A 13,357-nucleotide genomic window follows, 5' to 3' on the forward strand; every position below is an offset into this window, starting at 1 on the left:
TTCAGCGCGGCGCGGACGTCCCGGGCAGGCGCCACCGTCCCCCGGGGGTTCTGCCCGGGAACACGTGGAGATCACCTTCCGGACGGGCGAGGGAGCGGTCCACCGCGTCCAGGATCAGCCGGTGGTCGTCGGCGTCGCCGCCGAACGGCGGGCACGCGCACCGGAACCGGACGCCCTGCCCGGCGTACTCCGCGGCCAGCGCCGCTGCGTACGCGCCGACCGCGGCGGCGGCCGCCGCGAACGCGGACCCGCGCGGCTCGGGGGCGAACGCGGCGAGGGACGAGAACAGGACGATCTCCCCGGAGCCGCGCTCCAGCATCCCGGGCAGCGTGCCCTGGACGAGGTGGACGGCGCCGACGAACGTCGTCCGCAGGACCGCCTCGACCTCCTCGACCGGCTGGTCGAGGGCGCGGGCCGCGGGCGCGAGGGACGCGGCGTGCACGACGCGGTGCACGGGCCCCACGTCCGCGAGGACGCCCTGGATCGCCTCGGCGTCGCCGGGGTCGCAGGCGCGGACGTGGCTGTTGGGGGAGCGGAGCGTGGTCGCCGCCAGCCCGTCGGCGTCGACGTCCACGGCGACGACGTCCCACGCGGCGGCGGCGAGCCGCCGGGCCGCGAGCGCGCCGACGCCGCTCGCGGCGCCCGTGACCAGCGCCGTCCGCTTCAGCGCCGGGCTCACCGCGGCACCTCCTCGGCCGCCTCGAACGTCATCTCCAGGTGCCGCACCGTCGAGCAGCTCAACGCGCGCGCCCGGTCGAGCCCGAGGCTGCGCAGCTCCTCCGCGACCGGATGGTCGCCGAGGACGAGCTTCGCGCCCCCGGCCCGCATCCGCACGCCGGACGGGGTGAGCGTCCACGGGGTCCGCCGGGTGACGCCGTCCAGGCAGGAGTAGGCGTCCACCTTCGGCGCCCCGGCCCCGCCGGGCACCGGTGCCCCGGACCGGACGTGCAGCTCGATCGCGGTGCGCCCGCCGAACCGGACCGCGCACCGCTTGGTGCGGCCCGACAGGTCCATCGGCATGTCGGCGAGCTCCTTGGGGAAGCCCCAGATCGTCCGGCCGCACTCCAGGGTGAACTCCTGGTTGACGGGCAGCCAGTGGATGAACGCGCCGGCGCCGGCCATGCCGCGCAGCCGCCCGAGCGCGCCGGCGGGTGGGGCGGTGCCCGGCGGGCGGACGAGAAACGCGACGGCGAACTCGTGGTACGGGCCGAGGTCGCCGTCGGCGTAGCGGATGAAGGCCAGCGAGCAGATCGCCCGGCCCGGCAGGGGCTCGGCCACGTCCAGCCCGGAGTAGGCGATGACGGCCTGCGCGGTGGCGGCCGGGACGGCGTACATCGCCGACGCCACGGCGGCGTCCCGGATCCGGACCGGAAGCTCGACGCGCTCGCCCTGGATCACGTGTGCGGTTGTCACACGCCTAAGTAGAACAGGTTCTTATTTTCCTGTCACGTGCCGATCCACCCGGGCGAGCGTGGCGCGCATCCCCTCCCGGTTGACGGCCGCGCGCCGCTCCGCCGGGACGCCGGTGAACACGCGGCCGAGCAGCGACACCAGGCCCGCGCCGCGGGCGTCCCTGCGCAGGTCCTCCCAGTACTCGGTGAGCCGCGTCCGGCCGCCGCCGACGTCCTCGACGCGGAACCCCCACAGGGCGACCGGCATGCCGAAGCTCGACACGCGGAAAGCGAACGCCTGGCCGGGAACGGCCACCGTCACCTGGCAGTTCGTGAACCAGACCCGCGGGCCGATCCGGTTGAACCCGACGAACCTCGTTCCGGGCCCGATGTCGCCGCGCACCCAGGTCGCGAACACCTCGGGACTCCACTCGCGCATCCGCCGGAGGTCGGCCACCGCCGCGTAGACCTCCGCCGCGTCCGCGTCGATGGCCACGCTCTCCTCGACCACCCACTCGCGTTCCATGCCGTGATCATCGCAGGTGGGCGAAGCGCTCGCGCCACGAGGCGTACCAGGCCGCGAACCACGGCTCCGCCTCCGCGAGCGGGAGGATGTAGGCCACCGTCTCGGCGTGGTAGCGGCGCTGGAAATCTGTCGGCATCCGGTCGAGCTCCTGGACGTTGCTTACCCGGTCGGCCAGCTTCACCAGGACCGCCTCGCGCGGCGCGTCCCGGAGCCGGCGCAGGTAGGCGGCCTTCGCGGCCCGCTTCGCCTGCCGTCCCCGCCCTCCGGTGGGCGGCTTGGTGACCCAGTCGACGAGTTCCGCGACCTCCGGGCCGAACGCGTCCTCCACGTCGGCGAGCGTCGCGGCGGTGTCCTCGACGACGTCGTGCAGGAGCACCGCGTCCAGGACCACCGGGTCCTTCACCCCGGCGCCCCGCACGAGGACCTCCAGTGCCTCCAGCAGGTGCTCGACGTACGGGACGCCCGTCGGCCGCTTCTGGTCACCGTGCCATCGCCGGGCGGCGTCCACGGCCTTCTCCAGCCGCACGGCGTCGACTCCGGCCGCCTCGAGTCCGGGCCGTGCGGCGTCCCAGGAACGCCAGCGAGTGAAGACCTCCACCCGCCCTACAGTACGGGGGCGTCCGACGGGGCGGGCCGGAGCGCGGGCACCGGGGTGCGGCCCGCCCAGTGCTCCAGCTGCGCGACGAAGCGCTCGGCCTGGACCGGCCAGTGGAACCGCGCGCGGGCCGTCTCGTAGCCCCGCTTGCCCATGTCGTGGCGCAGGGCCGGGTCGTCGCGGAGGCGGCGCAGGACGGCCGCGACCGCGTCCGGGTCGCCGAACGGCACGACCACGCCGCTGCCCGCGGGTTCCACGATGCCCACCGCGGGCGGGTTCGGCGTCGTGACCACCGGGACGCCGCGCGCCATGTACTCGATGACCTTCGTGGGCATCGAGTGCCGGTAGTTCGGCTCGTCGTGCAGCAGCGCGAGCCCGGCCATGGCGCCCTCCGCGATCCGCAGCGCCCGGTCGTTCGGGACGAACCCGTACCAGCGCAGCAGTCCCTCGCGCTGCGCGTCCCGGAGCGCGGGGCGGATCTCGATGTCGGCGGCGCCGATCAGCTCGATCATGATCCCCTCGGCGGCGACCCGCCGGGCCGTCTCGATCATGTCGAGGGCGCCGCGCGCCACCGACAGATGCCCGACGTAGACGGCGCGGACGCCGTCCGGCGGGCCGGGAGGCGCGTCCGCGACATAGGTCGTGTTCGGGACGACCGGGTGGTCCTCGCGGAACCGGTCGCGGTAGCCCTCCTCGGCCAGCAGCAGCCGGTGCCGCCGCTCGGCGCGGGCCTCCAGCCGCCGGACGGCCGGACGCAGGAAGGGGCGGGCGGGGGCCGGCACCCATCCCTTCGCCGACAGCGCGGCGGCGGTGTCCTCGTGCACGTCCCACACCACCGTCCGGGACCGGACGCTCCGGGGCAGCGAGACCAGCAGCTCGGGGTCGTGCAGGAGGATCACGTCGGCGTAGGGGGCGTGCTCGGCGAGCACCCGGTGCGCCGCCCGCAGCGCCTTCAGCCGGTTCCGTCCCGTGGCGCGGGGCACGTCCACCGGCGTGATCTCGCGCCACGGGGTCACATTGCACGCGCGGAACGGCGCGATATAGGTGATCTCGTGGCCGGCGTCGAGGAGGGCGCGGATCTGCCGGTGCAGAATCCGCGCGTCCTCCGGGTGATGCACGACCGTGCAAACGCAGACCCGCATTCCACTCACTCCGTATGGTTCCGAATATTCGCCCGGTACCTCAGAGTCTCGGACGAGAATGGAAATCGGGGATGAATTCCGGCGGTCCGAACGGTGGACCCTGTCAAAGGAGTTCGACGGTCTCGCGGGCGAGTGCCCGCGTCCGGCCGCGGGTGTCGAACAGCAGCCGGGCGTGGGCGGCGAGGACGTCCGCGTCGTACTCGGCGTGGTCGGCGAGGACGATCGCGAGGTCGGCGTCCGCCAGGGCCGCCCGCAGATCCGGACCCGCGTTCCGGACCCCGGCCCCCTCCACCGTCCAGTCGGAGACGAACGGGTCGTGGAAGCTCAGGTCGGCGCCGAGCCGCGCCAGCCGCCGCGCCACCGGACGCGCCGGCGACTCCCGCTCGTCCGCGATGTCGGCCTTGTACGTGACGCCGAGGAGCAGGACCTTCGCGCCCTTCAGCGCCCGCCCCTCCCGGTTGAGGAGCTGCTGCGCGCGCTCCGCCACGTACCGGGGCATCCGGTCGTTGATCTCCTGCGCCAGCTCGACGAACCGGAACGGGTAGCCCAGCGACCTGACCTTGTACGACAGGTAGTTCGGGTCGATCGGGATGCAGTGCCCGCCCACGCCCGGCCCCGGCCGGAAGGCCTGGAAGCCGAACGGCTTGGTGGCCGCGCAGTCGATGGCGTCCCAGAGGTCGATGCCGAGCTCGTGGCAGAACACCGCCATCTCGTTGACCAGCGCGATGTTCACGTGCCGGTAGGTGTTCTCCAGCAGCTTCGCCATCTCGGCCTCCCGCGTCCCCTTGGCCTGGACGACCCGCTCCACGAACTTCCCGTAGAACGCGGCGGCGGCCGACGCGCACGCCGGGGTCAGCCCCCCGACGATCTTCGGAGTGTTCCGGACGCCGTAGACGGGGTTGCCCGGGTCGATCCGCTCCGGCGAGAACGCGAGGTGGAAGTCGGTGCCCGCGACCAGCCCGAACGTCTCCAGGATCGGCCGGACGACCTCCTCCGTCGTGCCCGGGTACGTCGTCGACTCCAGCACCACCAGGGTGCCCGCCCCGAGGTGCCGCGCCACCGTGTCGGACGCGCCCCGCACGGCCGCGAGGTCGGGACCGCCCTCGCTGGAGAGCGGCGTCGGCACGCAGATGACGACGGTGCGGGCGCCGCTCAGGACGGACTCGTCCGCGGTGGGGACGAAGCCCGCCGCCAGCATCTCCGCCACCTCGGCGTCCGACACGTCGTCGATGTGCGACCGGCCCGCCTCCAGCCCGGCGACGACGCGCGCGTCGCGATCGAGGCCGCCGACCCGCAGGCCGGCCCGGCAGGCCTCCCGCACCAGCGGAAGCCCGACATAGCCGAGTCCGATGACAACGAGGTCCATGTGCCCGGCTCCTTTCGTCTATTCACAGTCCGGTGATCAGGCCAGGGCGTAGGCCGTCCGATATGCGGCCGTCACGGAGCGCCAGGTGCGCTCGGCCCTGACCCATTCCCGGGCGGATTGCCCGATTTTTTGGCGTCGTTCCGGACTGTAAATCAGGTCTTCCAGGTGAATCGCCCATGCTTCCGGGTCTTCCGGAACTGTTAACGCCCCCGTCACACCGGGTTCCACGATTTCGCGCAGAGCCTTGACATCACTGGCTAGGACGGGGATTCCCCCGGCCATCGCCTCGATCGGCTTCAGGGGCGTCACCATCTGGCAGACCCGGTCCGCCCTGCGCGGGACCGCGAACACATCGAGGAGCGCGTGATAGCGGCGAACGTCCCCCATCGGCACCCGGCCGGTGAACACGGCGCGCACGCCGAGCCCGGCCGCGCGCCGCTCCAGCGCCGCCCTCTCGGGGCCGTCCCCGACGAGCAGCAGCGTCACCGGCGTGCCCCGCTCGCCCAGCAGCGCCGCCGCGTCGATCAGCGTGTCGATGCCCTCGTAGCCGTAGAACGACGAGGTCAGGCCCACGATCGCGGTGTCGGTGCCGAGGCCAAGCTCGACGCGGAGCCCGGCGGCGTCCGGCAGCGGGGCGAGGAACGCCTCGTCCACCCCGTTCGGCACCGTGACGATCTTGTAGGACGGGACGCCGCGCGCCGCGATCTCCTCCTTCATCGCCTCGCCGAGCGTGACGACCGCGTCCGCCTCCAGCATCCGGCGGGTCTCCAGCTCGCGGGTCAGCCGGTAGAAGTCGTCGGACGCGCGGTGGGACGGGTCGCGCGACAGCCACGAGTCCTCCAGGAAGCCCCGGACCTCGTACACGACGCGGAGCCCGTGCCGGCGCCGCAGCTCGAGGGCGACCGCCGCGTTCAGATGGTTGCTGACGGCGTGCAGGACGTCCGGGCGCAGCTCCTCGATGAGGCGTCCGGCCAGGTCGGCGGCCTTCTCGACGGCCTGGACGGGGCCGGCGGGCGGCAGCCACGGCAACAGCCGGTGGTACGGGACGCCGTCGACCTCCACGGTCCGCCGGGCGTCGCCGAGCCCCTGGCTCAGCGGGTAGCCGAGCCGGGTCACGACATGCGTGTCGAGGCCCATGCCGCGCTGCGCCAGGGCGATCCGGTGCGTGCGGACGGTGTATCCGGCGTTGGTGAGCGGCAGCGCGTTCGTGACGAACTGCAGGACGGCGCGTCCCGTCGCGGTGGTCTCCACGGGTTCCGCGGCGGGCCGGGCGAGAAGCGCGCGGAGCTCGGCGGTCTCCCGCTCGGCGGCCCGGGGGCGCGGCACCGCGAGCCGGGTGCCGCGCAGCCGCCGGCCGAGCGGGCCGGGGAGGCGGGCCAGCAGCCGGACGGCCAGCCGGGGCGCGCGCCCCGGATCGTCCAGGAGCTGGCGCCAGATGAGTCCCAGCAGGTAGACGGGTTTCTTCAGCACGACGGGGAGCGTAGGCAGCCCCGATGAACAGAAGGGAAAATGTGGTGGCACCCATCGTGCACGTCCTCGGGGCGCGTCCGAACTTCGTGAAGGCGGCCCCCGTGATCGGCGCCCTGCGCGCCGCCGGGGCCGACCAGGCCGTCGTCCACACCGGCCAGCACTACGACGCGAAGATGTCCGAGGTCTTCTTCGACGAGCTGGGGCTTCCGGAACCCGACGTCAACCTCGGCGTCGGCTCCGGCGGCCACGCGGAGCAGACGGCCGCGCTCATGGTCGGTCTCGAACGGGAGTTCATCGGCCGTTCACCGGCGCTCGTCATCGTGTACGGCGACGTGAACTCGACCATCGCCGCCGCCCTCGTCGCGGCCAAGCTGCACATCCCCGTCGCCCATGTGGAGGCGGGGCTGCGCAGCTTCGACATGACGATGCCGGAGGAGGTCAACCGGCGCCTCACCGACCAGCTGTCGGACCTGTGCCTCGTCACGAGCCCGGAGGGCATCGGGCACCTGGCGAACGAGGGCGTCCCGGTCTCCCGGGCGCACCTCGTCGGGAACCCGATGATCGACACGCTGCTGGCCAACCTGCCGAAGTTCGACACCGGGAGGGTGCGCGCCGCGCACGGCCTGCCGGAGCGGTACGTCCTCGCGACCATGCACCGCCCCGCGAACGTGGACGCCCCCGGCACCGCCGCCGCGCTCGTCCGGCACCTGCACGGCGTCGCCGACCTGGCCGACCTGGTCATCCCCGTCCACCCGCGGGGCCGCGCCAACCTCCTCGCCGCCGGACTGGACGACCACCCGCGCGTCCACGTCCTGGAGCCCCTGGGGTACATCGACTTCATCGCCGCCGTCCGCGGCGCGGCCGCCGTCGTCACCGACTCCGGCGGGCTGCAGGAGGAGACGACGATCCTCGGTGTCCCGTGCCTGACCGTCCGGCCCAACACGGAGCGGCCGATCACCATCACCCACGGTACGAACCGCCTCGTCACGTTCGACGAGCTGGTCCCCGAGGCGCGCAAGGCCCTGGACGGCGGCGCGGCCTCCGGCGACCGCAGGCCCCCGCTGTGGGACGGCGCCGCCGGTCCCCGTATCGCCAACGTGATCCTGGAGTACCTCGGTGAGCATGGAGCATCCCGGTGAGTGACGCCGAAGCCGTCCGTTCCGACGTCCACAAGGCGAACAGGCAGGCCGCCCGGCTCCGCGCCGCGCTCCGCGAACGCGAGACCCGCGTCCAGGAACTGGAACGGCGGCTGGAGGCCCTGGAGGCGTCGACCACCGTCCAGTTCGGCCGCCTCGTCGCCGGTGCCGCGCGCAACCCGCGCCGCCGCGGCACCCGGCTGCCGAAGGAGCTGTACCGGCTGTGGCGCAAGCGCAACGCGCCCACCGCGGCCCCAACGTCGGCCGACGGCGAGCGCATCGTCATCGACCAGGTCGAACGCCCCGAGGACCGCCTGCTGGTGGCCAACCCCTGCGACGGCCCGGTGATCGCGGGGATCCTCGGCGCGCGCGCCGCCGCGACCCTCGGCCGCCACGCGAAGGTGATCCCGCTGTACCCGCACGACGCCACGGTGGCGCTCTCCACCGCCGACGTGGACATGCTCGTCGTGGACGCCGCCGCCGGCGAACCCGGCGGCCCCTGGGCCTACCTGGGCTTCCCCGGCATGTACGACCGCGACCGCGCCCTGGACGACGTCCGGCGGCTCGCCGCCGCGCGCGGGCTCCCGCTCGTCCTGTGGGGCGAGGAGCCCCCCGCCACCCTCGCGAACCTCCACTGGGACGCCACCGCCACCACCCCCGGCGCGCTCGCGCCCGCCCGTTGAAAGGACATCCTGTGCGACCTCGCGCCCTCGTCTACGGCGACGTCGATCTCAACCTGATCGACGGCTCGGCGATCTGGGCCCAGGGCATGGTGCAGGCGCTGGCCCGCGCGGGCTGCGCGGTCACCCTCGTCCTGAAGGCCCCGGTCCGCACCGGCCGCCTGGTCGACCCCCTGCGCGCCCTGCCCGGCGTCACCGTCCGCAGCCCGCACGCGGAGCAGCTGGTCGCCGGTGAGGCCGGCATGCCGCCGAAGCAGGCCGCCGCGGTCCTGGCCAGCATCGACGCGGAGGAGCCGTTCGACCTGGTCGTCGTGCGGGGCCGCCGCCTGGCGGGCAAGCTCACCGGCAGCCCGCTGGCGGGCCGCCTCTGGACCTACCTGACGGACGTCCCGCAGTCGGCGGCCGAGTTCACGGGCTCGGCCAAGGGCGAGCTGCGCCGCATCGCGGACGCCTCCCGCGTCCTGCTCTGCCAGACGGAGGAGCTCCGGGGCTTCCTGGAGACGGCGGTGCCCGCCACCGCGGGCAAGAGCGTCCTCTTCCCCCCGGTCGTCGTTTTGCCGGAGAACCTGGAGAGCCGTCCTGAGGGCGCTCCGCGGGACCGCCTCAAGCTCGTCTACACGGGCAAGTTCGCGCCCCGCTGGAACACCTACGAGATGACCTCCCTCCCGCGCCTCCTCGCGATGCGCGGCGTGGACGCCGAACTCCACATGGTCGGCGACAAGATCCACGAGGACCCGGCCGACCCCGGCTTCGCGCCCCGCATGCGGACCGCGCTGGAGACCGCGCAGGGTGTCGTCTGGCACGGCGGGCATCCCCGCGCGGAGGCGATGCGCCTGACCGCCGCCGGTGACGTGGCCCTGTCCTGGCGCCATCCGGACATGGACGCGAGCCTGGAGCTGTCCACGAAGGTCCTGGAGAGCGGAGCCCTCGGCGTCCCCGTCGTCCTCAACCGGACCCCCATGCACGAGCGCCTCCTGGGGCACGACTATCCCCTCTTCGCAGCGACGGAGGACGACGTCCTGGACGCGCTCACCCTCATCGGCAAGAACCCGGACATCTACACCCTCGCGGCGGACCGCTGCCGCGACGCGTCCTCCGCCTTCAGCCTGGAGGCGGCGGCGGACCGCCTGGGCGCGTGCATCGCCCAGATCTTCCCGGACCCGTCCGAGAAGGTCCTGGCGACGGCCCGGCTGCACGGCCGAGAGCGCCTCCGGGTCGGCATCGCGGGCCACGACCTCAAGTTCTTCACCCGCCTCCTCGACTACCTGAAGTCGCGCCCGGACATGGAGGTCCGCGTCGACCACTGGGCGGCGCTGAAGGTCCACGATCCGGAGCGCAGCCGGGAGCTCGTCGAGTGGGCCGACGTCGTCGTATGCGAATGGTGCGGCCCCAACGCCCTCTGGTACGCCCGCCACAAGCGCCCCGGCCAGCGGCTGGTGGTCCGGCTGCACCGCTTCGAGCTGTACGCGAACTGGCCGAAGCACCTGGACATCGATGCCGTGGACGACGTCGTCTGCGTCAGCCCCCACTACACGGACCTGACGCGCGAGATCACCGGCTGGCCGGCCGAGAAGCTCGTCACCGTCCCGAACTGGGTGGACGACGCCCAGCTCGACCGCCCCAAGCTCCCGGGCGTGGAGCACCACCTGGGGATGATCGGCATCGCCCCGTCCCGCAAGCGTCTCGACCTGGTGCTGGACGTCCTGGAGGAACTCCGCCGCGACGACCCGCGCTTCACCCTCTTCATCAAGTCCAAGCTGCCGTGGGACTACTGGTGGATCTGGCAGAAGGAGGAGGAGCGGGCCCACTACGAGCAGGTCTTCAAGCGGATCCGCCGCTCGAAGCACCTCTCCGGCGGTGTCGTGTTCGACTCCTACGGCCGGGACGTGGCGACGTGGCTGCGCCGCATCGGCTGGGTCCTGTCCACCAGCGACGACGAGAGCTTCCACCTGGCTCCCGCCGAGGGCATGGCGTCCGGTGCGATTCCGGCCCTGCTGCCCTGGCCGGGCGCGGAGACCATCTACGACCGCCGCTGGATCCACCCGGACCCGTCGGCGATGGCCGCGTCGATCGCCGCGACCGTGGCGCTGGACCGCTGGCGGTCCGACGGCCGTCTGGCCAAGAGCCAGGTCAGGCGTGCCTACGGCCTCGAAGAGGTCTGCGACCAGTGGACGGACCTGCTGGCGGCGCCGCCGGCCGCTCCCTGACCGGGGCCGAGAGCCCGCACGGACGCCTCCCGCCGACCCGCGCGGGGGGCGTCCGTCTCGCGTGACGTAGATCCCCATAAAACCTATGGACTTAGTGGGGAATCTGCGTCATGCTCATGCCCGTGAGTCGAACCGCGTTGCTCGTCTCTCGCCTGCACGTCGACCTCGTCCGGCAGGCGAGCGCCCTCTGTCGCTGTCGCTAGAGCCCGTCCGCGCTCTGCCGGCCCCGCGCTCTTCCAGCCCGCGCTGTTCCCCCTTCCCCTGAGACGTCCCGTCCCGGCGTGCTCTCTGTGAGGTCTCACGCATGTCGCTGCTGTCCCTTGAATCGGCGCGCCCGCGTTCGCGCCCGGCCGACCGGCCGGCGGCGCGGCCCGGCCGCCTCCGCGTTCCCTGGCGGGCCGCCAGCCCGCTCGCCCTCCTCGTGCTCTGGCAGCTCGCGAGCAGCACCGGCGTGCTGGCCGAGCGGCTGCTCCCCGCGCCCGCCGCCATCGCGTCCACCGCCGCCGAGCTCTTCGAGAGCGGAGTGCTGACCGACGCCATCGGCGTCTCGCTGCAGCGCGCCGTCATCGGCTTCGCGGTCGGCGCGGCGGCGGGCATCGGCCTGGCGGTCCTCGCGGCGCTCAGCCGGTTCGGCGAGCACGCCGTCGACCCGCCCATGCAGATGCTGCGCGCCCTGCCGCTCTTCGGGCTGATCCCGCTGTTCATCCTCTGGTTCGGGATCGGTGAGACGCCGAAGATCGCGCTGGTCGCGTTCGGCGTCGCCTTCCCGCTCTACCTCAACACGTTCGCGGGCATCCGCGGGGTCGACCGCAAGCTCGCCGAGGTCGGGCAGGTGCTGCGGCTCGGCCGGGCCGGGCTGATCCGGCACATCGTGCTGCCCGGAGCGCTGCCGCAGGTCCTCGTCGGGCTGCGGCAGAGTCTCGGCGTCGCGTGGCTCGCCCTCATCGTCGCCGAGCAGATCAACGCGAGCCAGGGCCTCGGCTTCATGATCAACGACGCCCGCGAGTTCCTGCGCACCGACGTGGTGGTGCTCGGCCTGCTCGTCTACGCGGCCCTCGGCCTGATCACCGACGGGATCGTCCGGCTCGTGGAAAGGAGGGCCCTGACATGGCGCGGCGGACTGCTGGGAGCGTGACGGAGGCGCCCGCGGTAAGGGTCGGTTCGCTGACCAAGCGGTTCGGCGAGCGCACCGTGCTCGACGGCCTCGACCTGCGGATCGAGCGCGGCGAGTTCGTCGCCCTGCTCGGCCGCAGCGGCTCGGGGAAGTCGACGCTGCTGCGCGCCCTCGCCGGCCTCGACCGCGACGTGGACGGCACCCTCGACATCGACGGCACCGTGGCCGTCGCCTTCCAGGAGCCGCGGCTCGTCCCGTGGCGCCGGGTACGGGCGAACGTCGCCCTCGGCCTGGACGTCCCCGACCCGCGCGCCGCGGCGCGGGACGCGCTCGCGGAGGTCGGGCTCACCGAGCGCGGCGACGCGTGGCCGCTGAGCCTGTCCGGCGGTGAGGCGCAGCGCGCGTCGCTGGCCCGCGCGCTGGTCCGCGAGCCCGGCCTCCTGCTGCTCGACGAACCGTTCAGCGCCCTCGACGCGCTGACCCGCATCACCATGCACCGGCTCGTCCTGGACCTGTGGGAGCGGCACCGCCCCGCCGTGCTGCTCGTCACGCACGACGTGGACGAGGCGCTGCTGCTCGCCGACCGCGTCCTCGTCCTCGACGAGGGGCGCATCGTGCACGAGACGCGGGTGACCGAGCCCCGGCCCCGGCACCGCGACCACCGCGAACTCTCCCGCCTCCGCTCCGTCCTGCTCGCCGAGCTGGGCGTCACCCCCGAAGGAACGACATGACCGGACGCCTCATCTCCCTGCTCGCCGCCCTGGCGCTCACCGTCGCCGGCGCCGCCGGCTGCGGGGGCGACGGCGCCGAGGCCGCCGGGCCCGCGAAGGTCTCCGAGGTCACCCTGAAGATCGGCGATCAGAAGGGCGCCAGCATCCAGACGCTGCTGAAGGCGGCCGGCGAGCTGGACGGGACCGAGTACGAACTCGAGTGGGCCCAGTTCACGTCCGGCCCGCCGATCCTCGAGGCGATCAACGCGGGGGCGGTCGACTTCGGCTCCGTCGGCAACACGCCGCCGGTGTTCGCGGCGGCGGCCCGCTCCGACATCGCCATCGTCGGCGGCACCGCCGTCGCGCTCGACGGCCAGGCCATCCTCGTCCCGAAGGACTCGGCGATCCGCTCGCCGGCCGAGCTGAAGGGCAAGAAGGTCGCCGTGGCCAAGGGCAGCTCGGCGCACGCGCAGCTGCTCGGCGTCCTGAAGAAGGAGGGCCTGAGGTTCTCCGACGTGCAGGCGCAGTACCTGCAGCCGGCCGACGCGCTGGCCGCGCTCAGCTCCGGCCGCGTGGACGCGTGGGCGGCGTGGGAGCCGTACACCGCGCAGGCCGAGCAGCAGGTCGGCGCGCGCATCCTGGTGGACGGCGACGGCGTGACCAACGGGTACGGATTCCAGGTCACCTCGCGCAAGACGCTCCGGAACGCGGCCAAGACCGCCGCCCTGAAGGACTTCCTCGCCCGCTACCAGCGCGCCGTCCTGTGGACCAACACGCACCAGGCCGAGTGGGCGCGGATCTGGGGCCAGGCCATCGGCCTGCCCGAGCCCGTCGCCCGCAAGGCCGTCGAGCGCCGCCTCGCGAAGATCGTCCCGCTGGACGCCACGGTCATCGCGTCCGAGCAGGAGCTGGCCGACTCGTTCACCGACGCCGGGCTGCTGCCCGGGAAGGTGAAGTTCGCCGACTACTTCGACCCCCGCTTCAACGACCTCGCCGCCCGCACGGCGCGGCAGTAGGGAA

14 protein-coding genes are annotated in these 13,357 nt (G+C 73.5%); 7 read left to right on the forward strand and 7 right to left on the reverse strand.

Translation table 11 applies throughout. The features are described from left to right. Position 1 precedes the first annotated feature (1 nt). The 7 genes from IE99_RS0112715 to IE99_RS0112745 form a co-directional block, all read right to left on the reverse strand. On the reverse strand, positions 2-679 hold the full coding sequence (locus tag IE99_RS0112715) for an SDR family NAD(P)-dependent oxidoreductase (protein ID WP_051712444.1): 678 nt from the start codon (positions 677-679) through the stop codon (positions 2-4). After that, positions 676-1,413 (reverse strand): acetoacetate decarboxylase family protein, encoded by a 738-nt coding sequence (locus tag IE99_RS0112720; RefSeq protein ID WP_245623180.1) that lies wholly within the window; start codon positions 1,411-1,413, stop codon positions 676-678. Before IE99_RS0112720 ends, IE99_RS0112715 begins: the two co-directional genes overlap by 4 nt. 21 nt (positions 1,414-1,434) lie before the next feature. Beyond that, positions 1,435-1,917, reverse strand: coding sequence for an SRPBCC family protein (locus IE99_RS0112725; protein WP_030168769.1), 483 nt, complete (start codon positions 1,915-1,917; stop codon positions 1,435-1,437). A gap of 7 nt (positions 1,918-1,924) precedes the next feature. Continuing rightward, entirely contained in the window at positions 1,925-2,515 is a 591-nt protein-coding gene (locus IE99_RS0112730; protein WP_030168772.1) for an HD domain-containing protein, read from the reverse strand. A 5-nt stretch (positions 2,516-2,520) separates the two neighbouring features. Next, complete coding sequence (locus tag IE99_RS0112735) at positions 2,521-3,654, reverse strand: glycosyltransferase family 4 protein (protein WP_030168774.1); 1,134 nt, start codon at positions 3,652-3,654, stop codon at positions 2,521-2,523. Positions 3,655-3,757: 103 nt separating this feature from the next. Continuing rightward, positions 3,758-5,020: a nucleotide sugar dehydrogenase gene (locus IE99_RS0112740; protein WP_030168777.1), complete on the reverse strand. Its 1,263-nt coding sequence runs from the start codon at positions 5,018-5,020 to the stop codon at positions 3,758-3,760. Positions 5,021-5,056: 36 nt separating this feature from the next. Next, positions 5,057-6,490 carry a glycosyltransferase family 4 protein gene (locus IE99_RS0112745; protein WP_157610246.1) on the reverse strand — a complete coding sequence of 478 codons (1,434 nt, stop codon included), beginning with the start codon at positions 6,488-6,490 and terminating at the stop codon, positions 5,057-5,059. A gap of 23 nt (positions 6,491-6,513) precedes the next feature. Here IE99_RS0112745 and wecB point away from each other — a divergent pair, with 23 nt between their 5' ends. The 7 genes from wecB to IE99_RS0112775 all read left to right on the forward strand — a co-directional run bounded on the left by wecB (position 6,514) and on the right by IE99_RS0112775 (position 13,353). Further along, positions 6,514-7,629, forward strand: a complete 1,116-nt coding sequence (gene wecB, locus IE99_RS0112750) for a non-hydrolyzing UDP-N-acetylglucosamine 2-epimerase (RefSeq protein ID WP_030168783.1) — start codon at positions 6,514-6,516, stop codon at positions 7,627-7,629. After that, positions 7,626-8,309, forward strand: a complete 684-nt coding sequence (locus IE99_RS0112755; RefSeq protein ID WP_051712445.1) for a hypothetical protein — start codon at positions 7,626-7,628, stop codon at positions 8,307-8,309. The genes wecB and IE99_RS0112755 overlap by 4 nt, the downstream gene beginning before the upstream one ends. A gap of 86 nt (positions 8,310-8,395) precedes the next feature. Further along, positions 8,396-10,513, forward strand: coding sequence for a glycosyltransferase family protein (locus tag IE99_RS0112760; protein WP_245623191.1), 2,118 nt, complete (start codon positions 8,396-8,398; stop codon positions 10,511-10,513). 116 nt (positions 10,514-10,629) lie between these two features. Beyond that, positions 10,630-10,716 carry a putative leader peptide gene (locus tag IE99_RS33640; protein ID WP_425423825.1) on the forward strand — a complete coding sequence of 29 codons (87 nt, stop codon included), beginning with the start codon at positions 10,630-10,632 and terminating at the stop codon, positions 10,714-10,716. 101 nt (positions 10,717-10,817) lie between these two features. Continuing rightward, positions 10,818-11,648: an ABC transporter permease gene (locus tag IE99_RS0112765; protein ID WP_030168794.1), complete on the forward strand. Its 831-nt coding sequence runs from the start codon at positions 10,818-10,820 to the stop codon at positions 11,646-11,648. Then, positions 11,621-12,358 carry an ABC transporter ATP-binding protein gene (locus IE99_RS0112770; RefSeq protein ID WP_030168798.1) on the forward strand — a complete coding sequence of 246 codons (738 nt, stop codon included), beginning with the start codon at positions 11,621-11,623 and terminating at the stop codon, positions 12,356-12,358. The genes IE99_RS0112765 and IE99_RS0112770 overlap by 28 nt, the downstream gene beginning before the upstream one ends. Continuing rightward, on the forward strand, positions 12,355-13,353 hold the full coding sequence (locus IE99_RS0112775; RefSeq protein ID WP_030168801.1) for an ABC transporter substrate-binding protein: 999 nt from the start codon (positions 12,355-12,357) through the stop codon (positions 13,351-13,353). Before IE99_RS0112770 ends, IE99_RS0112775 begins: the two co-directional genes overlap by 4 nt. Positions 13,354-13,357: the final 4 nt, after the last annotated feature.

Source organism: Spirillospora albida (assembly GCF_000718255.1).
Lineage (GTDB): Bacteria > Actinomycetota > Actinomycetes > Streptosporangiales > Streptosporangiaceae > Spirillospora > Spirillospora albida.